We start from the raw sequence: 20180 nt of genomic DNA on the forward strand, positions 1-20180 counted from the left end.
ATCTGGAGTTTTAGGGTTATTTTCACAATTTAACTATTAAGCCCCTAAATTTGGAAATCGCTTGTGTAGCTGGTCATGGTCTATTGCAGGGATTTATCGCAGCTTAACTGGCTACATTTACTGTAAAAGTGGAATCCGGAAAAAAGTACCCGGTGGATTGGATTTAATCTTTACAATTATATAAATGAGGAAGATAGCAAAGAGAAGATGGAAGTATCTGAAGGAATTAGCTATCTAAAAAGCAGGTTGGAAAAAGGAGAAAAACATAATGAAGTATCGATCAGCATTTGATATAATTGGTCCGGTCATGATTGGGCCATCGAGTTCACATACAGCAGGTGCTGCCAAGATTGGTCGGTCCGCCCGAACTATTTTTGGTAAACAACCAAAGAGAGCAATTATTTCATTGTACGGTTCTTTTGCGAAAACCTATAAAGGTCACGGAACTGATTTAGCTTTAATTGCTGGCCTATTGGACTTTGACACTTTTGATGAAAGAATACCTGACGCCTATAAATTAGCTGAACAAGCGGGAATGGAGGTTCAATTCCTAGTAGAAGAGGCTGTTACTGAACATCCCAATACTGTAAAGGTAAATCTTTTCGATGATGAAGATAAAAAGTTGGAATTGGTCGGTATTTCCATAGGTGGAGGAACGATTGAAATAATTGAAATAAATTCACTTAAATTAAAACTTTCCGGCGGACAACCAGCTATACTGGTTATTCACAGGGATCAATTTGGACTGATATATTCTGTTACGAGTGTATTAGCTAAATATGAGATTAATATCAGCCATATGGAGGTTTCTCGTAAAGAACGCGGGGACACCGCAATTATGGTGATTGAAATGGATCAAAAACTGGGAGACGGAGTAGTGGCAGAACTGAGTTCTTTGCCGGACGTAAACCAGATAATCCGGATGGAAAATTAAATAGTGGTATTCAGGAGGAGTAAAAGATATGTTTCGAAATGTGGCTGAGCTTGTAGAGCTGGCACAATCCAATAAAGTTAAAATTGCTGAGATCATGATTCGACAGGAAATAGAAGTATCTGAGCGATCAAGAGAAGATATCATTGCTCAGATGGATCAAAATCTCACAGTTATGGAACAAGCGGTAGAAAGAGGGCTTAACGGAGTTAAATCTCATTCCGGGCTCACTGGGGGAGATGCCGTATTAATACAAAACTATATTAATTCAGGTAAATCACTTTCCGGGCATTTATTATTAGATGCAGTCAGCAAAGCTGTGGCAACCAATGAAGTAAATGCGGCAATGGGTGTTATTTGCGCAACACCGACAGCAGGATCTGCTGGTGTCGTTCCCGGTACATTATTTGCCGTTAAAGAAAAGCTGAATCCGACGCGCATGGAAATGATTGAATTCTTATTTACGACAGCAGCTTTTGGATTTGTAGTAGCCAATAATGCATCGATCTCTGGTGCAGCCGGTGGCTGTCAGGCAGAAGTAGGTTCTGCCAGTGCAATGGCTGCAGCCGCAATTGTTGAGATGGCTGGCGGTACGCCGCAGCAATCTGCAGAAGCTTTTGCCATTACAATGAAAAATATGCTTGGGCTTGTATGTGATCCAGTAGCTGGATTGGTTGAAGTACCATGTGTCAAACGGAATGCCATGGGAGCATCTAATGCGATAACGGCTGCTGACATGGCGTTGGCAGGAGTGACAAGTCGCATCCCATGTGATGAAGTAATCAGTGCCATGTATGAGATTGGCAAATCCATGCCTTCAGCTTTACGTGAAACAGCAGAAGGCGGACTTGCTGCTACGCCAACAGGCCGCAGACTGGAAGAGGAAATCTTTGGCAAACCAAAGGCGAAATTAGTAGATTATTTGTTGGTGAAATAATAGAAAGCGCCTGCCGGCATCAGTTGTGGGCAGGCGCTTTTTTCGGATTTGTTTTATTATTTGACCGAGAACTTTTGCCGATTAGGGAATCTCTTAATCCTTTTTATTTGGATCGATAACAATAAACGGCCTCATCATATCATAATCTTCATGTTCCAAAACATGACAATGCCAAACATATGAGCCGCTATATGGTGTGAATCGCATAATCAAACGGGTAATCTCTCCGGGAGGAGTGGCGGCTGTATCTTTCCATCCGTATTCATTCGGTTTGGGCGGTTGTGCCGGTCCAGTATAGACAATCGTTCCATCTTTATTGTAACGCTCCACATCAAATGGCCGTCGATCAAGTATTTGAAATTGAACTAAATGAATATGAATTGGATGAGTAATAGCGGTAAGATTTATTAAACTCCAAATCTCTGTAGTATCCAGTCGCGGCTTTTCTGTTACTGGATCCATCCACATTTTATTATTAAGCAACAGCAAAGTACGATTGAATTGATCTGTGGTACTAACCAGCTTTAGGTTGCGAATAGCCGATATTTTGTTATGTTTTAAGGATGGTACTTCTGATAATTTTTTTGGAATACGGCTCTTGTCTTGACCGGAAAGCGGCTGATTTACCCTGATTTGAAGGATATCCCCAGTTTGATCAGCAGGGTCTGCATCAGGACCAAGATTGTTTTTTAATGTGATAATTTGTCCTTCAAAATGGCTAAAATCAATAATAACATCCATTCGTTCCGCTGGTTCAACTAATAAACTGTCCATTTTAACTGTTTTAGGTAATAAACCGCCATCAGAACCAATCTGATAAAAAGATTGCCCTGAATCAAGCTCCATCTGGTAAGCACGTGTATTGGATCCATTCAAAATTCGAAAACGATATTTGCGAGGCTCTACTTCAAGAAATGGCCAAACCTTCCCATTTACAAGGAGGGTATCTCCAAGAAAGAATGGTCTAATAGAGGGGTTCGGCAAATCAGCTGAGGGATTGTTCGGCTGGCTTGGATAGAATAAAGAGCCGTCTTCATTGAATGTTCGATCCTGAATCAGTAAAGGAATTTCATACGGACCACTTGGCAGATTCAACGATTTCTCCTTTTCATCTCGAATGATATAAAAACCTGCAAGACCGGCGTAGACATTCAATCTGGTGATTCCCATAGCATGATCGTGATACCAAAGGGTAGCTCCACGCTGATTATTGGGATATTCATATACTTTTCTAGTGAATGAAGCTCCAACTTCCTTAAAGTTTCTCGTAAACCAGGCTTCTGGATATCCATCACTATCCGGGCGGGTTTCACTTCCATGCAAGTGTGTAACTGTACGGACTTCTGGCAAATGTTCTAGATGATGAATGGTTTTATCAATCGGAAGAAAGTGGTTTTCGGGAAGCTTATTCTTCCATTTAACCTTCACATACTCTCCTTGATTGACATCTATAGTAGGCCCTGGATATTGGCTGTTATATCCCCATAAGCGAGTAGGTTGTAAATCACGATGCAGCTTTTGGGTAAACTCCTGCATTTTTACTTCATAATAAGATTCATTCGGCCCGGTCTCCTTAGGCTGCAGGGTATTCATAATCGGGAGAGGATCCACGAACTTTTCTAGTTTTGGACTCATGCTTTCAAACTCCTTTATTACAGACATACATTAGACTATGCTGAACAGGTTAGTTTGAAATGGTCATTTAGATTAGGTATAGAGATAAATTAGTGGTGTATATTCTTAAAGAATACAAAAAACAGGGAACAACAGATGTATTCAGTTGTTCTCTATTTTCTATTGTTGAATGAATTAAACTTTTATTTATATCCCTTTCATGGTAAATAAATGAAGAAGTATAGTTTTTATAGAGTGAAAAATTCTACATTTATCTATCACAGTTGTGTTGAAAAATATTTGGTGGACATGATGGCTATAGAGGCCGGATCGTTATTTTAAATGTTAGAGAAGAAATATATTTAAGGACTAGTAGACTTATAAAGAGTGAAACATGTATTTTAAAATTGAGTTTGCCAAAAGAATCCATTAAGCTATAAAAACACTTCAAACTAATTAATCTAATGGTTGCAGTTGGAGCAATTTATATGCTGTTTAATATTTTAATTGTGATATTCTTGCATAAATCAGTACCAGTAGAGAATGAAGAAGCAATCACTGAAAACGGAAATAAAAATACTGCTGAAATGCCTGCTTAATTTTGTTAAAATAAGGTATTAATTATGCTGAAGGAGCTTAGAGAATGGCTATCCAAATCTTTATATTAAGCAAGCTCATGGAGGATAATAATTATCCTTATAAATTAAAAAAGCAGCTTTCAGATCCTATACCATTGGATCAATTAAGTGGATTGACAGAAAGCAAGTTATACTATCATTTTGAATCATTGGTTAAACAGGGATTAGTCGAACAAGTTGAGGTTATAAAAGAGGAACACCGACCGGATAAACAAGTTTATGCGATTACGGAGAAGGGGCGCGAAGAACTACCCAGGAAAATATACAAACTATTTGAAAATGCCAATAACATTACTGATATGGTGATAGGCTTAGGAAACATCAAGTATGTCGAACGAGATCAGGTTCTTAAAATACTTAACAAGAAATCAGAGAAAATTCGTTCACAATGGATGCATATTAAAGATTTTGAAAATAAGGTTCAGATAGATGAAGAAAATAAGAATCTTGTTGAGTTTATAGGGGAATATGTGACCGCTAAAGTAGATCATACTGTCTATTGGCTCGAGGAGTTAATCAAACAGATTCAGCAGGGGAAAATTTAATTAGATAACATCAAAAATATGTTATCTAAAAAGAATTAAAATTTGTAATGCACTTCAATTATTATCATTAATAATAGAGGTGCATTTTTGTTTGTCTACTAATTTTTGTGAGTTGGTTCTCAATTAGAATAAAGTAAAGTGAGAAACATAAAGCCAATATCGCAAATAGTCGTTGTTATTTATAATATTCCCGATGCAAAAAAAGGATAAAATTTCATAAAATATTCTTTAATAATAGGTTTAAAATTTAGAAATACCATATCATTTGCAATATTTTTAAATAATATTTATAGTAATAAATAGATAGATTGTAATAATTATCGATTGAAATTAATTCCAAAAACGTTGCGCCCTTAAAACCGTATTTTTCAAAATACAAGGTTATAAACGGTGAACGAAGAATGAGGAGGGTTTTCATAATGGCAGAGAACAAAGATATGAATGGTTCAAAGAATGAAGATGTGAAACGCGAGACATTAACAACTCGTCAGGGCCATCCAGTAACGGATAACCAAAATGTCCGCACAGTTGGAAATCGTGGTCCGACTACACTTGAGAATTATCACTTTATTGAAAAGATTTCCCATTTTGACCGTGAAGAAGTACCTGAGCGTGTCGTTCATGCCCGTGGTGCTGGAGCATTTGGATATTTCGAAACTTATGGAAAAGTTGGCGATGAGCCAGTAGAAAAATATACACGTGCAAAAGTATTTTCCGGAGCTGGAAAACGGACTCCATTATTAGTTCGTTTCTCTACAGTTGCAGGATCTAAGGATTCTTCAGAAACTGCTCGTGACCCACGTGGATTTGCTGTAAAAATGTACACAGAAGACGGAAACTGGGACTTGGTTGGGAACAACCTTAAAATTTTCTTTATCCGTGACGCAATGAAATTCCCGGATATGATTCATGCCTTTAAAGTGGATCCAGCATCCAATGTTGCAGATCCTAGAAGGATGTTTGATTTTGTATCCCGTACACCGGAAGCAACACATATGATTACATTCCTATTCTCTCCATGGGGTATTCCAGCTACATACCGCCATATGCAGGGATCAGGAGTAAACACATATAAATGGGTTAATGAAAAAGGCGAGGCAGTGTTGGTAAAATACCACTGGGAGCCGAAACAAGGTATCCGCAACTTGACTCAAGAAGATGCAGATTCTATCCAGGCTAAAACAACTGCTCATGCTACACAAGACTTATATGAAGCAATTGAACGCGGAGAGTATCCTGAATGGGAGCTATATGTACAAATCATGGAGGATGACTATCATCCAGAACTTGATTTTGATCCGCTTGACGATACGAAACTATGGCCAGAGGATAAATTCCCTTGGTTGCCGGTTGGTAAAATGGTATTAGATCGTAATCCGGTCGATTATCATGCTGAAATCGAACAAGCTGCTTTCGGTACTGGAGTTCTTGTTGACGGAATGGACTTCTCTGACGATAAAATGTTGCAAGGACGTACGTTCTCCTACTCTGATACACAACGTTATCGTGTAGGTCCAAACTATCTTAAATTACCAGTGAACGCACCAAAAGTTCCTGTTCGCACTAATCAGCATCGCGGTCAAATGGACACTCGTGATCCAAGAGAATCTGGAGACAATCCACATATTAACTATGAGCCATCTATGGTTGGCGGATTCCAGGAAGCAAGTAAGGAAGAACGTCCACAACACCGTCCTTCTTACAATGCTGCCGTAATGAGTGAGCCAATTGACCGTCCTAACAACTATGGTCAAGCTGGTGAAACATACCGCAGTTTTGAGGATTGGGAACGCGATGAATTGATTAAAAACCTTTCTAATGCGCTTGCCATCTGTGATAAACGTATTCAAGATGCTATGGTTGAACATTTCACTCAAGCTGATGAAGAGTATGGACGCCGTGTAAGAGAAGGCATTGATATGAAGATGAAAGAATTAGCAGAAATGAAAGAAGAATATACAGTGCCAGGTCGTGAAGCAGGTCAAACTAGATTTGGTCAAGGTACGGCTGCAGCAACCGAAGCAACAAAGGATGCTGTGAAGAAAAGCCATGAGGCTGATCCGTATTAATAGATAGAATAAACAAAAAGGGCTGCCAGTCAATAAAATTTGATTGGCAGCTTTTTTGTGTTCTCTTCTTTATTGGAATTCCCTTCACACCTTATTTACCTCTTAATAATCGTTTATCCTTTTACGCTAAAATTATATTAATATATCAAAAAAGTTTATCTATCTACTTCTGAAAGGTATAATATGAGTTGAAAAAATATTTTGAAATTATATAAGAGGAAGTGATAGACAAATGCGCTATTGTAAGAATTGTGGGACTGAATTGAAAGATGATGCTCATTTTTGCAGAGAGTGCGGAAATCCAGTTACAAGGTCTGGCACTATTTCGAAGCCTGTTGACAAAGAAACGGCAACAGATTCTACTAATACAGAACCAGCCGAAAAAGATGCACGTAATTCCAATGGAAGAAGGAAACGAACAAACCTTAAATGGATATTAGCTTTGATTGCTTTTATAATACTGGCTGGCACTTATTATTATTTGGATAAAATATATTATTCTCCTGATAAGGTGTTTGAGGGCTTTACCGATGCGATAGATGCCAAAGATATTCATCAGGTTAAAACATATATTAATGATGGACAGCGGGAGATGAAAGCGACAGACAAGCAAACTGAAACATTCATTAACTATCTACATAATAATCCAAAAGTATACTCAGACTTATATACAAACCTCCATTCAGAAGTGAGTTATTTTAATAACCAAGTGACTTCTTCCGAGAATTCATCTGAATTAAGCGCAATAGCGAATCTGAAAGAAAATGGGAAGAAATGGGGGATTTTCGATCATTATGTGATTGAAGTAAAACCCTACTATGTGAATGTAATCTCTAACTATGAAAATACAACTATCCAAGTGGATGAAGAAGAAATCGGAAACGTAGCTGAAGATCAAGAAAAAACATTTGGACCATTTTTACCAGGTGAACATTCAATAAAGGCAATTATTAATGGGGAATACGGCAAAGTTTCGCAGAGTATAGTATTTAGTGATTCCAGTTTGGAGGATCGTACAACTTCTGTGAAGTTTAACTGGTCTGATTATTTCTTCACAGTCTATACAAATGAAGAGGATGCAACTTTATTTGTAAATGGAAAGAGCACCAACAAAACCCTTAAAGATTTAGATCATTTAGGGCCTGTTGCGTTGGATGGATCGGTAAAAGTACATGCTGAGATGAAATCAGGAAAGAAAACAATCAAGTCAGATGCAGTCACCATTAAAGATGGAATGTATGGTGTTGAACTTTATTTCGCAGAAGAAGATGTATATGCTTCCTCCGAGAATTCAGAAGATAATGAGAAAAGTACAGAGAAAGACGATCCAGAAGGTAGCGAGAACAGTAGAGGGGAAGAATCCGATGAAGAAGATGAAAGAGTGGAAGCTTCGAAAATAGAAAGTGTCATCTATTCGCATTATCAAAATATTACGAATGATGATTTCGAAGCGGCGTACAAATTATTTTCCTCTGAAAAGCGGAGTGAGCTATCCCTGGGTGATTGGTCAAATGGATTAAAAGCTAATCAGGCAGATCAAGTAAATGTTTTAAATGTGACAGAAGTAAATGCCGACACAGCCGTTGCTTATGTCGAGATGACTTCTTACGATGAGAATGAAGATGGCACAACTTTAGTTCAAGAGTGGGGAGGGGACTGGTATTTAGTGAAGGAAAATGGAAATTGGTATCTAAGCAAAGCAAAACTATCCAAGCTAAGTACCAAAACAGAATCATGAGACAGCCAAAGAAAAACCACTATGTCTTAAAGAGATTCCTTCTGAGTTTGATAGTTGTTTTATTAGTTGGAGGAGTCATTTACACGGCGTATCAGACATTGGTAGCAGAGGATCATGATACAAAAAATCTTGAAAAACCAAATCAGCAGGATCAAACAGAAAAGAATAGTCAATCCGTTTTGGATAAGAGCAAAGATCAAAATGAGACAAAGCCTGTGAGCTATTATCAAAATTCCGGAACGATTGATGATAAGGTTTCGTTTATGTTAGAAAATATGACACTTGAAGAAAAGATTGGGCAGCTGATGGTTGTGGGATTTCAATCCAGTGATCCGGATGAACATATAGAAAAAATGATTAAAGATTATCATGTTGGAGGGGTTATCCTCTTTGATCGGAATATGGATTCACCATCACAGGTGGCTGAATTGACGAATCAATTACAAGATATGGCGTATTCAACTGACCTTCAAATTCCGTTAACTTTCAGTGTAGACCAAGAGGGCGGATCGATTGTTAGAATGAGAGAGTCATTTTCCGAGCTTCCTTCTCAGCAGATACTAGGGAAAAAGGGAGATGAAGAGGAAATTAGGAATGGAGCGGTTCGTACGGGTGAACAGCTGGCAGCAATGGGCTTCACCATCAATTTTGCCCCGGTACTCGATTTATCCGAAACGGATAGCCGCTCATTCGGAAATGATCCTCATTTAACAGGGCAGTATGGAAGTGAAGTAATAAAAGGTTTAGTAGAGGGCGGTGTCACAGCAACCGTCAAGCATTTTCCTGGTAATGGACGCAGTAATGTGGATCCGCATGAAGATACTTCTTCTGTAGAAGCTAATCAAATAGAATTAGAGAATAGTGATATCTATCCGTTCAAAAAAGTGATTGAAGAATTGAATCATGATGATTTTTTTGTCATGGTTACTCATATTAAATATCCAGCCTATGATAAGGAAAATCCGGCAAGTATTTCGTCTATTATTATGCATGATTTGTTGCGCAAAAGGCTGGGATATACGGGAATTGTTGTAACGGATGATTTAGAAATGGGAGCAGTAAATAAATATTTCACGTATGAAGATCTAGGCTGTCAGGCAGTTGCATCGGGTGCGGATATGTTGCTCGTTTGTCATACGGAAGAAAACCAAAAGAAAGTATTTAATGGAATCTTGAATGGAGTACATTCAGGAAAGATTTCAGAAGAGAGAATTGATGAGGCAGTTCAACGTATTCTGACACATAAATATCGAAATATAACGGATATCAAGGTAAATGCTGATGAAGCAGCAGAGATAGTTGGAGATAAATGATAGATGGGAAGGTGCTAGTTACTTAGCACCTTCTTGTTATATGTTTGGGCTAATTATTAGGTTCACTTCTATTATCGTTAGACTCGGCAAAGCTTCACCCTACCCTTCAGACTGTTCTAACATTTTCTCTGGTAACTTTCCCAATTGTCTATAAATGTTAACAATTAAGGAAAGATTAATCTACCAGTATGTTAAAATATTCCTGTATAGATGACGTACAGGAGTTGAAAAGGATGAGGAAAATTGTAATTGGATTATGGTCCATTTCTTTATTGATGGGGTGTAATTCAGATGAGCAAAGTAAAAAAGAAGCACAGGATATAAGGAAAGTGGTTCAAGAATATAGTGCAGGTAGTTTTGAGGATGTTTCCGCGTCCATAACATCAGAGGAGCTTATCGTAAAAGATAATCATGATAAAGAGAAGTCTTATGATCTTTCTGAGGAAGAATTCTTTGTTTCCATTGCACCTTATGTAAAAAATACGCATCCATGTGAAACCCACAGTTTAACAGGATGCCAGGGGGAATTGACTAATAAGGATTTTGAAATAACGGTTCAGGATGAAGATGGTCAGGTAATTATGGATGAGACTATGACATCATTAGAAAATGGCTTTATAGACGTATGGTTACCACGTGATCAAAAATTCAAGGTGAAAATAAAATATGGTGAAAAAACATCGGAATCTAGCATTTCTACTTTTAAAGGCGACAATACATGTATCACGACGATGCAATTAATCTAGTTGTCAAATTTGGACTGTTTTTTCTGTTTCATTAGGTATTCGTTAAGACTCCTCTTTTTAATTCCCGAGAGGAATGATTTGAAAAAAGACTAATCGTTAAAGATTATATTTTATCTTCAACGATTAGTCTTTTTATTTCGTTGAATCAAATTAATTGCTGTAAAATCCTTTTGTAACCTAAGGAGGGATCTATAAGCTCTACAAGTTTCATTACCTTCCTACAAATCGTCTAACAGAATAATCTCCCCATTTGATGCGCGTATTCCATAATGACAATCTAATAGGCCGCATAATCTATAGTTGTTTTGCTGAGAATCAAAGACATAACGGGGAATTAGCTCAAAATGATCTTTTATTTTTTGATAAGCTTGCTTTTTATTGATAGTAACTTCTTCAGAAGAAGATAATTGGTCAAAGTGATCGATCAATGGTTTATTATCAATAAAATTGATAGCTTGAAGATCCTTTAAATCGATTATAATCGTAAGCTTTCTATGAAAAATACTCGTATCTTCTTGATTTAATCGCAATGAAGCATGGATATACCCTTCCTCACGCTGCAAAGTTTTAAGTACCCATCTTCCTGTATCTTTTGAATATTCCCGACGCAAAAAATCAGTGACTATATCTATACACTTTTCTCTCTCAGTATCGGTTATGGGGAAGGAATCAGGACTAGGCTCATTTGGTAAAGCTTGTTCAATTGTTGCATCCCAATCCACATTAAATTCCTTTCTTTCAAATGGTTTATGTACCGTCTCATCCCAATCCATCGTTTTATCTATATGCAAGTTTCCTATCTTTCTTGTGAACTCATATGGTAGAGTAGATAAACCATCATTCGTTATATAAGTTTCATCTACTCCGTATATAGGAATGAGTGTCTCATGTTTAGATGATGGAAAATTAATCAATTTTAATTGTTTCCATGCCAGGTGTTCTATTTTTTCTAGAGAAAGTGCGTATGTCTCTTTCTTTATCATTTCTTTGGACGGAAAATGACCATGTTTAGAGTAGTAGAACAGATTACCACTCTGGTCTACATTCACTTCTATAGAACCGGAAGGAGAAATATATATATCATCAACACATGCTTTAAAATAAAACTCTCCATTTTCTTCTTTATGCAATTTAAATTGCTCCCCATATGACAACCCTGTTTCCTGTTCAATCCAGTTTATTATCGAGTCTATATGTATTTCATCAAATTTAATCCCTTCTGCATAAGATCTTCCTCCTACAAAAATAATACTCTCATATTTTAGGCTGTTGATATCTAATACAATAACAGCTGTCCCTTCAGGATTAAGATCTTCATCCTCTTGTTCCGTTACATGATTAGGGAACCATTCCATACACAGTGTATATTCAGTTTCATTTAAAATGTTCAATTCTCGTGATAATGAATGTCTTCCTAGATAATAGTTATTCAAACCAAAACGTAACTTTGTAGAATCAATTAATTCTTTTATCAACGAATGCATATCCCACTACCTTTCTTTTAGAAAACTAATAGTTCAGAGATTATTGATTACCTTAATTATACAGGGAATGATGTATCTGGTTATTACTTTCAAGGTGGATTGGATTTATTCAGGTCTTATACCTGCTTGTATAACTTTAGTTTTTATTAATTCATATAAAACATAGATAGTTAATCGGAATTAACTATTGACGCAATGTTTGGATAAACTGTAAAATTATTCTTAACCATTAATTTGATAAAAATACTCGGAATTAAAATTTGAGCAGTTTTTGAGGTGATAAGATGGCTGAAAGATATTATGAAGAACTAAAAACAAACTTTGAGGAAATGGTGTTATGGAGGAGATACTTACATCAACATCCCGAATTATCATTTCAAGAGTCCCATACTGCTAATTTCATTGCAGATAAGCTGCGAAGCTTTGGAATCAACGTGAAAGAAAAGGTTGGAGGGAATGGGGTAGTTGGTGTTATTGAGGGAAGTCACCCCGGGAAAACAATAGCCTTTCGAGCAGATTTTGATGCGTTACCTATTCATGATGAAAAAAGTGTTGAGTATAGATCGCGTATAGAGGGAGTCATGCATGCTTGTGGACATGACGGGCATACTTCAGCTTTACTTGCAGTTGCAAGAATATTAAACCATCATCGCAATCAATTAAAGGGCAAAGTAGTTTTGCTATTTCAACATGCTGAAGAAAAGCCTCCGGGCGGAGCGAAATTTATGATTGAGGATGGAGTTTTGGATGGGGTAGACCTTGTCTTCGGAGGTCATCTTGCGACAGAACTGCCGATCGGAAAGATTGCCACAAAAACAGGGCCGGTCATGGCATCTGTTGACGCGTTTAAAATTACTTTGCAGGGAAGAGGCGGGCATGGGGCACGACCACATCAAACCATTGATGCGGTGGCAAATGGGAGCAGGTTGGTTACTCATCTGCAACAAATAGTCAGTCGACGTATTAATCCGATTGAACCGGCTGTCGTCACGGTTGGGAGTTTTCATGCCGGGAATGCCTTTAATATCATTGCGGATTCTGCTGTGCTGGAAGGAACCGTCCGTGCGATGAATTCAGTAGTTCGTAAACAAATAGAAACAGAGATACGTGCCATTCTGGAAGGGATGACAGTGGCTGACGAAATAGAGTATTCATTAGATTACACGCACGGTTATCCTGTCTTAGTCAATCATAAGGAGGAAGCTTTATTAATCGAAAAGATCGTAAAAGAAACGGTTTCTGAAGATGCTTTTGTTGAAAAAGAAATTTCTCTTGGGGCAGAGGATTTTGCTTATTACCTGGAACAGAAACCTGGAGCGTACTTTTATGTTGGGGCATCTAATAAAAAAACAGAAACACAGTTCCCTCACCATCATCCACAATTTGATTTTGATGAGCAGGCATTACTGCAATTAGCACGGGTATTTTTACAAGTAGCCAATCATTATTTAGGTACAGACTCTATAGAAGGGGGAGAGGTTCGTGTTTCAATTTGACCATCTTGTTCATTTTGTTACTAGTCCGATAGAAGCAATAGAACAATTTCATGCTATTGGTTTACATGCTGTTGAAGGCGGTAAACACGAAGGCTTGGGTACATATAATGCACTTAGCTATTATGGGTTAAGTTACATAGAGTTGATTGGTATCTATGACAAAAAAGCAGCAGAGGGCTCTGCTGACATGAAATACAGTTTAAGAGAATCGTTAAAAAACGACCAATTCACAGAAGGATTATCGCGGATTGCCCTTCGTTCTGATGATTTGGAGAGGGTTGCTGGAAAGTTTCGACAACTTGGATTGGAAGTATATGGGCCACATCCGATGAGCCGAAAAAGACCCGATGGAAGTATCGTGAGTTGGAAGCTATTATACGCAGGGAAACAAGGTGAAAATCTGAATTTGCCATTCTTTATTGAATGGGATGAAAGAGACGAAGAACGCAAGCAGGATTTAATAGAACGATCTGTCATCGCAAACCATGATAAAGGTGATATTCATCTTTCCTATGTTGGATTTGCTGTTCAAAATCTTGAAGAAACAGCAAAAAGATGGGCTGACTATTTAGAGTTGCAAGAAGGGGAATCATTCTTCGATTCCTCATTAAACGCTACCGGAAAACGACTGCATTTAAATGGCGGAGATATTGTATTATTCAGTCCAAATGGAAAAGGCCGTGTTTCTGAAGTCATAGAAAATAGAGGAGAAAAGCCATTTTTAGTTCAATTTAGCGGTGCCGGACAGGAAGAAGAAATCCAAATTTCAGCAGCAATCTACAGATTTTCAAAATGAGTAAAGATAAGGGTGAGGGACTAATGAAAAAGAGAATATCTAACTATATAATCGGAATCCTGTTACTGGTTAGCGTGTTATTCATCGCCGGTTGCGGAAAAGAAGGGTCAGAAAAAGCTTCTTCAACAAATGGAGATAAAGTGATTACAATTGGCTATCAAAAAGGAAACACACTACATATTTTAAAAGAATCCGGCTACTTGGAAGAAGCACTTAAAGAGAAAGGCTATAAAGTGAAATGGGAAATGTTCACACATGGTGGAACATTGTTAGAAGGGCTATATGCCGGTGCGATTGACTATGGGCATGCTGCTGATGGACCTGGAATTTTTGCACAAGCCTCTGGTAAACCCCTTGTATATGTTGGGGCAGACGCACCGAATCCTGAAGGTGTTGGAATGATGGTTTTAAAGGATTCGGGAATCAGTTCAATTGAACAGTTAAAAGGGAAAAAGATTGGCGTATTAAAAGGTGGCAATCATCATTATTTAGCTGTTCTGGCAATTGAAAAGGCCGGCCTTACGGTTGATGATGTGGAATGGGTATATCCGGAAGACGCTGCACAGGGAAGGTCGATTTTTGAAACGAAGAAGGTTGACGCCCTCGCATCTTATGACCCATTTTTTGCAGCGGCTGAAGTCGAATTAGATACCATCACTTTTACAGAAAATATGGATTATCAATACCCAAACCGTACATTTTACTTTGCCACACCAGACTTTGCAAAAGAACATTCCGATTTGGTTGATATTATTTTGGAAACAACGGATAAATCAGATCAGTGGGCGAATGAAAACAAAGATGAAGTGGTTAAGATTATGTCCAAAGCTTTAGGGATTGATGAGAAAATCGTGAAAAAACAACTGGAGCGACGTACATTCGGAGCAACGAAATTGACCAAGGAAATTGTTGATACACAGCAGAAACAAGCTGATAAATATTTTGAAATTGGGTTAATACCAAAAGAACTTAATGTTTCTAAAGATATGCCAATCAACTAAAAAGGAATGAAAAACAATGAATCAAAAAATACTTTGGAAACTTGAGCCATGGATTATACCTGTGCTCATCCTGATTGTCTGGGAAGTTGTTGCCAGATTAGAAATTGTGAATGCCTCGCTGTTTCCTGCTCCAATTAGTGTATTGATTAGTGGATGGGAACTGCTTTCGAGCGGGGAGTTGGTCACCCACATCATGGCAAGCTTGGGGCGCGCCGTTGTTGGGATGATTATTGGTGGTCTGATAGGTTTTGCGCTTGGCATATTTAATGGTCTCTCTGAACGATCATACCGTTTAACAGATACGAGCATTCAAATGTTACGAAATATCCCACACTTAGCACTATTACCGCTTGTAATTGTTTGGCTGGGAATAGATGAAGGTTCAAAAATATTTCTGGTGGTATTAGGGGTTTTGTTTCCTGTCTATGTCAATACATTCCACGGTATTCGTAATGTTGATCCAGGGCTAGTTGAAATGGGGAAAATGTATAAATTAAAGGGCTGGAAATTATTTAAAGAAATATTGCTGCCTGGTGCACTACCTTCTATCTTTGTAGGCTTACGATATGCACTTGGCGTGATGTGGCTAACCTTGATTGTTGCTGAAACCATTCCTACACAAGTCGGGATTGGCTATTTAGCAACAAAAGCAAGGGAATTTATGCAAACAGATGTGATTATTTTAAGTATTGTGATTTACGCGTTATTAGGAAAGCTGGCTGATATCATTGCCCAATTTGGTGAGAAGAAGGCATTAAAGTGGAATGTAAGCTATAACAAGTAAAAGTGAGGGGGGTGGCAAGGATGAGTAAGCTGGCAGCTGTAAAGTGGGAGAGCAGCACTGAAATAGTCAATAATCAGGCAATTCAAATTGAAATCAACGATGTTAGCAAGCGATTTGGAGACAAAGAGGTATTAAAGCATATACAGCTAACCATTGAAAAAGGGGAGTTTGTGGCCATTATTGGGAAGAGCGGCAGTGGAAAAAGCACACTTTTGAGGCTAGTCGCAGGACTTGAGACTTTAACCAGTGGTAAGTTGCTATTTAATGGAGTTGACTCCAATCGATCAACTGCCAATGTCACAATGATGTACCAGGACTCGAGATTATTGCCTTGGAGAAAAGTTGTGGATAATGTAGGACTCGGTCTTGATGGGGATTGGCAAGTAAAGGCGGAACGAGTGCTGGATGCAGTTGGTTTATTATCGTTCAAGGATCAATGGCCCTCCACTTTGTCGGGAGGACAAAAGCAACGCGTTGCCTTAGCTCGGGCTCTCATCCATGAACCATCTTTGCTAATGCTCGATGAGCCATTAAGTGCTCTCGATGCATTTACAAGACTGGAGATGCAAAACTTGATTGAAACCCTTTGGCAACGAACAGGATTTACAGCTTTGCTCGTTACTCATGATGTGAGGGAAGCAATACGTTTAGCAGACCGAATTATCCTTATTCAAGATGGTCATATATCGATGGATGTAAAAGTAGAAGCACCCAGACCGCGACACTTCACTGATAATCAGTTAACATTACTGGAAGACAAAGTGCTGCAGCGGATTATGCAGGAGAAGTGATGAAGAAATAAAAACAAGGTATCTGTGTAATTTCGGGATATAAACATGGTAAGATTAAAACAGTTTGGGAGAGTGAGGAGTCAGAAAAGGGCTGCTCACTCTTTTTTATGTATAGGTATCAGTAGGAGATATTGATAGTTTAGTTAAATCTCATCTACCGTAAGTAATAAGAATCTAAGGCATCCTTAATAGGATTTTAAATAGAGTGTTGGGAACAGTTTATCTAACGTCTGTGTTGTACGTTACCCACATCTTTTTTTGAAAAATAGTATAATGTTATTTAGTAGGTGATAATATGAATAAAAAAATCGAAAGACGTATAAGGATGATCCAATCTGCGAGAGAATTATTTGCTGAGCACGGGTTTGAAAAAACAACCATGCAAAAGATTGCAGATGAATCTAATGTAGGAGTAGCGACTCTATTTCGCTATTTTCCGAAGAAAGAGCATTTAATTATTGAAGTTATTAAAGAAGTAATCGAACAACAGGTACCTATCTTTGAGGAAATTATTAAATCGAACAAAATGGGCATAGAAAAAATGGATGATGTGTTAACGGCGTATGTTAACTATATAAATGAAGAAAATAGTACTTCATCTAAGTTGTTGGAGGCTTTTGAAGTGTATATTGCTTTTATGCCAATTGAAGTTGGACTGCTAGAAGAAATACATAAGGCTTATGGAAAGATTAGCGGTATTATTTTTACCATTATTAATGAAGGTAAGAGTGATGGCAGCATACAGCTTTCGCAAACGAATGAATTGTTAATGAGTACAATCATGAATATGTTCGGAACGGCTGTAAAGAAATATTCTTTATATTCTTTAATACCAGAAGATGTTTTTATCCCAGCCCCTAAAAAAGAAAATTTACTAATTATAAAGGATATAATCCTATCCTACTTAAAACATGTGAAACAATAAAAAAAGCGGTCATATGCTGTGAACTGTCCCGAAATTACTTTGGGGCAGTCCACGCTGAATTGACCGCTTTTTTCTTTATTTTACTGTATTTATCTCAAGTAGTTTTTCTGCAATCGCGTCTGTCAGTTCTTCCGCTGTTTGTGGGACAAATTTTGTTAAAATTTGGTTTACCATTGCGCCCATCATCCCGCCAGCAGTGATATCAAGGTGACCTGACATTTTTGTTGTCTTTTCATCAATAACTTCAGCACGGAAATAGCCTCCGCCATTAAAGTTATCGGATAAGCCTTTTAAATCAAAAATGACTTCAGATGGCTCGTTCCATTCTTTAATATCAATTTGCAGCTTAACTGTTTTTTTCATAAATCCTAAGTCACCTTTGAAAGCCCAGGTAGATTGGCGTTCACTTAAAATCTCATGGTCAATATATCCTGGAACAAGCGGAGCCCAGTTATTCATATCATGAACAAACTCCCAAATTGTTTGAATATCTAATGGTAATTCTACTGTATGTGTTCCTTGTGGCATTTTTTGCACCTTCCCAGTTCTATTTTGATAGGTTTTAATTGGCAGCGCTTGCGCTATTGCTAACAAATAAGTAGTTAACTATAATAAGACGCTGTTTACATTTATTTTATGAATTGGCTGCGTGTTGTCCTGCTAGGAAGCCAAATACCATAGCTGGTCCGATGGTTCCGCCGGCACTCGGATAAATGGGTCCCAGTGGATTGCCTGAAGCATTACCGGCAGCGTATAATCCTTTAATTGGTTCACCTTTAAAGTTAACAACTTGTCCATTTTCATTGATTTTAGGTCCACCATTCGTACCGAGCGCACCTAAGTAGATTGGTAATGCATAGAATGGACCTTTTTCAATTTTGCCTAGATTGTTTTCAGGGCTTCCTCCACCACTTGTTAAGGCTTCAAACTGAATAGTACCTCGGTGGAAATCAGGATCTTCCCCTTGCTCGCAATAGTCGTTCCACTTGCGAATCTCATCTTCCAGACCATCAGGATCGATACCGATCTTTTCTGCCAGTTCACGGATGGAATCCGCTTGATCGAGCCATTCCGGTGCAGGTTCACCAGGGGCCATTGTAATAATCAGTTGGCTGTCTTTCAGTTGTTGATCGAATATCATCCAGTTTGGTCCTTTGTTTGGAAACTCGACTTTTACTGGATCATAATTAAAGAATGCTCTTGGCATATCGTTATAGGTTGTGCCTTCATGTACGAATCGGCGTCCGTACTTATTGACGATAATAGAGTTTGGACCATTACGTCCGCCACCGAGCTGTGCCATTACGTTATCTTCATATTCAAATGTTGGATCCACCATTGCTGGATACCACCATGCTTCACTCATATTTTCAAGCGCTGCGCCAGCTTTCATTGCCATCATCAGTGCGTCACCTTCATTGCCAGGAGGTGTGACAGGATGAGTGAACTCCGCTTTTAAGAAGGCTTTGACTAATTGCTTGTTCCATTCAAATCCGCCAGAAGCAAGAATAACTCCTTTGCGTGCACCAAAACGTAAAACTTCACCATCTTTTGTTTCAGCGACAATTCCGATTACCCGCTGTCCATCCTCATCCATAATTAATTCTTTTCCAGCTGTTTCAATTAAGGTTTCTACCCCTCGATCCAAACAGGCTTTAAATAAAGAAGCAATTAATGAACGACCCATAGTGACAATGTTATTTTGCATACGCTCTGCAACTAACTGGAAGTCAATTCCTCCAACAGCTCCGCCTTCTTCTAATGTCAAAGGAGGGAAGAGAGGATTTTGACGTACTAACGGACCCCATTCACCAATCTCATTTAAATTAAATGGAGCAGGATCCATGGAACGTGTTCCGTGTTTTAATGCCTCATCCATACGTGCATAATATTCTGGATAGGATTTTGGAGAAACAAATTTAACAGGCGTATGGTCACGTAAAAATTCAATGATCTCATGCCCCTTATCTACGAACGTTTCAATCATATGATCATCCGCTCGGCCAAGTGCTAAACGTTTGATGTAAGTAATTGCATCCTCACGATTATCTTCGTATCCTTGTTCTTTCATATAAGGATTAAGTGGAATCCAAGGAACTCCTCCTGAAAATGCAGTTGTACCCCCGATTTGATGGGTTTTTTCTAATACAAGAACACTGGAACCGCTTTCAGAAGCGGCCACAGCAGCTGTCAATGCAGCACCACCAGTACCTAAAACGATCACATCTACTTCTTTATCCCACTGAGTTGGTATTGAATTTGACATTAATTCATCCCCTTTGTTGCTTTTTGATAGTAACGCTATCAATAAATTTATTATCTATGATTATTCTAAATATTTCAAGTTAATTTAACTATTTTTTCAAAAAAAT

At 38.2% G+C, this 20180-nt stretch carries 17 protein-coding genes; 13 read left to right on the top strand and 4 right to left on the bottom strand.

The genetic code is table 11. The features are described 5' to 3' along the window. The first annotated feature begins 268 nt into the window (after positions 1–268). The gene (gene sdaAB / locus AC4G3L_RS08860) at positions 269–934 is read left to right on the top strand and encodes an L-serine ammonia-lyase, iron-sulfur-dependent subunit beta (protein WP_491076592.1); all 666 of its coding nucleotides are present in this window, start codon (positions 269–271) and stop codon (positions 932–934) included. Positions 935–962: 28 nt separating this feature from the next. Beyond that, positions 963–1868, top strand: a complete 906-nt coding sequence (gene sdaAA / locus AC4G3L_RS08865) for an L-serine ammonia-lyase, iron-sulfur-dependent, subunit alpha (RefSeq protein WP_491076593.1) — start codon at positions 963–965, stop codon at positions 1866–1868. Positions 1869–1961: 93 nt separating this feature from the next. On the opposite strand, the gene AC4G3L_RS08870 is transcribed toward sdaAA, so the two are convergent. Continuing rightward, complete coding sequence (locus AC4G3L_RS08870; protein ID WP_491076594.1) at positions 1962–3503, bottom strand: multicopper oxidase family protein; 1542 nt, start codon at positions 3501–3503, stop codon at positions 1962–1964. Between the two features lie 622 nt (positions 3504–4125). Here AC4G3L_RS08870 and AC4G3L_RS08875 point away from each other — a divergent pair. The 5 genes from AC4G3L_RS08875 to AC4G3L_RS08895 all read left to right on the top strand — a co-directional run bounded on the left by AC4G3L_RS08875 (position 4126) and on the right by AC4G3L_RS08895 (position 10531). Further along, positions 4126–4665 carry a PadR family transcriptional regulator gene (locus AC4G3L_RS08875; protein WP_491076595.1) on the top strand — a complete coding sequence of 180 codons (540 nt, stop codon included), beginning with the start codon at positions 4126–4128 and terminating at the stop codon, positions 4663–4665. A gap of 419 nt (positions 4666–5084) precedes the next feature. After that, a complete protein-coding gene (locus AC4G3L_RS08880; protein WP_491076596.1) occupies positions 5085–6734 on the top strand; it encodes a catalase in 1650 nt (549 codons plus the stop codon). Positions 6735–6966: 232 nt separating this feature from the next. Then, a complete protein-coding gene (locus AC4G3L_RS08885) occupies positions 6967–8472 on the top strand; it encodes a zinc ribbon domain-containing protein (RefSeq protein WP_491076597.1) in 1506 nt (501 codons plus the stop codon). A 47-nt stretch (positions 8473–8519) separates the two neighbouring features. Continuing rightward, positions 8520–9785 carry a glycoside hydrolase family 3 protein gene (locus tag AC4G3L_RS08890; RefSeq protein ID WP_491076598.1) on the top strand — a complete coding sequence of 422 codons (1266 nt, stop codon included), beginning with the start codon at positions 8520–8522 and terminating at the stop codon, positions 9783–9785. A 275-nt stretch (positions 9786–10060) separates the two neighbouring features. Beyond that, a complete protein-coding gene (locus tag AC4G3L_RS08895; protein WP_491077178.1) occupies positions 10061–10531 on the top strand; it encodes a CueP family metal-binding protein in 471 nt (156 codons plus the stop codon). A 218-nt stretch (positions 10532–10749) separates the two neighbouring features. On the opposite strand, the gene AC4G3L_RS08900 is transcribed toward AC4G3L_RS08895, so the two are convergent. Beyond that, positions 10750–12015, bottom strand: a complete 1266-nt coding sequence (locus AC4G3L_RS08900) for a hypothetical protein (RefSeq protein WP_491076599.1) — start codon at positions 12013–12015, stop codon at positions 10750–10752. 284 nt (positions 12016–12299) lie between these two features. Here AC4G3L_RS08900 and AC4G3L_RS08905 point away from each other — a divergent pair, with 284 nt between their 5' ends. The 6 genes from AC4G3L_RS08905 (at position 12300) to AC4G3L_RS08930 (ending at position 17808) form a co-directional block, all read left to right on the top strand. Continuing rightward, on the top strand, positions 12300–13511 hold the full coding sequence (locus tag AC4G3L_RS08905) for a M20 metallopeptidase family protein (RefSeq protein ID WP_491076600.1): 1212 nt from the start codon (positions 12300–12302) through the stop codon (positions 13509–13511). Next, positions 13498–14307, top strand: coding sequence for a VOC family protein (locus tag AC4G3L_RS08910; RefSeq protein ID WP_491076601.1), 810 nt, complete (start codon positions 13498–13500; stop codon positions 14305–14307). Before AC4G3L_RS08905 ends, AC4G3L_RS08910 begins: the two co-directional genes overlap by 14 nt. Before the next feature lie 23 nt (positions 14308–14330). Then, positions 14331–15308, top strand: coding sequence for an aliphatic sulfonate ABC transporter substrate-binding protein (locus tag AC4G3L_RS08915; protein WP_491076602.1), 978 nt, complete (start codon positions 14331–14333; stop codon positions 15306–15308). A 16-nt stretch (positions 15309–15324) separates the two neighbouring features. Next, positions 15325–16092: an ABC transporter permease subunit gene (locus AC4G3L_RS08920; RefSeq protein WP_491076603.1), complete on the top strand. Its 768-nt coding sequence runs from the start codon at positions 15325–15327 to the stop codon at positions 16090–16092. Between the two features lie 20 nt (positions 16093–16112). Continuing rightward, a complete protein-coding gene (locus tag AC4G3L_RS08925; protein ID WP_491076604.1) occupies positions 16113–16883 on the top strand; it encodes an ATP-binding cassette domain-containing protein in 771 nt (256 codons plus the stop codon). A gap of 295 nt (positions 16884–17178) precedes the next feature. Continuing rightward, the gene (locus AC4G3L_RS08930; RefSeq protein ID WP_491076605.1) at positions 17179–17808 is read left to right on the top strand and encodes a TetR/AcrR family transcriptional regulator; all 630 of its coding nucleotides are present in this window, start codon (positions 17179–17181) and stop codon (positions 17806–17808) included. A gap of 75 nt (positions 17809–17883) precedes the next feature. On the opposite strand, the gene AC4G3L_RS08935 is transcribed toward AC4G3L_RS08930, so the two are convergent. Beyond that, complete coding sequence (locus AC4G3L_RS08935; protein WP_491076606.1) at positions 17884–18336, bottom strand: SRPBCC family protein; 453 nt, start codon at positions 18334–18336, stop codon at positions 17884–17886. Between the two features lie 106 nt (positions 18337–18442). Then, on the bottom strand, positions 18443–20074 hold the full coding sequence (locus AC4G3L_RS08940) for an FAD-dependent oxidoreductase (RefSeq protein WP_491076607.1): 1632 nt from the start codon (positions 20072–20074) through the stop codon (positions 18443–18445). Positions 20075–20180: the final 106 nt, after the last annotated feature.

The sequence above is a fragment of the Bacillus sp. z33 genome, assembly GCF_058313615.1.

What these genes read in the sequence shown, in the direction of transcription:
- AC4G3L_RS08930 (WP_491076605.1), top strand. Translation starts at nt 17,179, where the DNA reads ATGAATAAAAAAATCGAAAGACGTATAAGGATGATCCAATCTGCGAGA.
- AC4G3L_RS08900 (WP_491076599.1), bottom strand. Translation starts at nt 12,015, where the DNA reads ATGCATTCGTTGATAAAAGAATTAATTGATTCTACAAAGTTACGTTTT.
- sdaAA (WP_491076593.1), top strand. Translation starts at nt 963, where the DNA reads ATGTTTCGAAATGTGGCTGAGCTTGTAGAGCTGGCACAATCCAATAAA.
- AC4G3L_RS08880 (WP_491076596.1), top strand. Translation starts at nt 5,085, where the DNA reads ATGGCAGAGAACAAAGATATGAATGGTTCAAAGAATGAAGATGTGAAA.
- AC4G3L_RS08905 (WP_491076600.1), top strand. Translation starts at nt 12,300, where the DNA reads ATGGCTGAAAGATATTATGAAGAACTAAAAACAAACTTTGAGGAAATG.
- AC4G3L_RS08885 (WP_491076597.1), top strand. Translation starts at nt 6,967, where the DNA reads ATGCGCTATTGTAAGAATTGTGGGACTGAATTGAAAGATGATGCTCAT.
- AC4G3L_RS08925 (WP_491076604.1), top strand. Translation starts at nt 16,113, where the DNA reads ATGAGTAAGCTGGCAGCTGTAAAGTGGGAGAGCAGCACTGAAATAGTC.
- AC4G3L_RS08915 (WP_491076602.1), top strand. Translation starts at nt 14,331, where the DNA reads ATGAAAAAGAGAATATCTAACTATATAATCGGAATCCTGTTACTGGTT.
- AC4G3L_RS08895 (WP_491077178.1), top strand. Translation starts at nt 10,061, where the DNA reads ATGGGGTGTAATTCAGATGAGCAAAGTAAAAAAGAAGCACAGGATATA.
- sdaAB (WP_491076592.1), top strand. Translation starts at nt 269, where the DNA reads ATGAAGTATCGATCAGCATTTGATATAATTGGTCCGGTCATGATTGGG.
- AC4G3L_RS08870 (WP_491076594.1), bottom strand. Translation starts at nt 3,503, where the DNA reads ATGAGTCCAAAACTAGAAAAGTTCGTGGATCCTCTCCCGATTATGAAT.
- AC4G3L_RS08940 (WP_491076607.1), bottom strand. Translation starts at nt 20,074, where the DNA reads ATGTCAAATTCAATACCAACTCAGTGGGATAAAGAAGTAGATGTGATC.
- AC4G3L_RS08875 (WP_491076595.1), top strand. Translation starts at nt 4,126, where the DNA reads ATGGCTATCCAAATCTTTATATTAAGCAAGCTCATGGAGGATAATAAT.
- AC4G3L_RS08920 (WP_491076603.1), top strand. Translation starts at nt 15,325, where the DNA reads ATGAATCAAAAAATACTTTGGAAACTTGAGCCATGGATTATACCTGTG.
- AC4G3L_RS08935 (WP_491076606.1), bottom strand. Translation starts at nt 18,336, where the DNA reads ATGCCACAAGGAACACATACAGTAGAATTACCATTAGATATTCAAACA.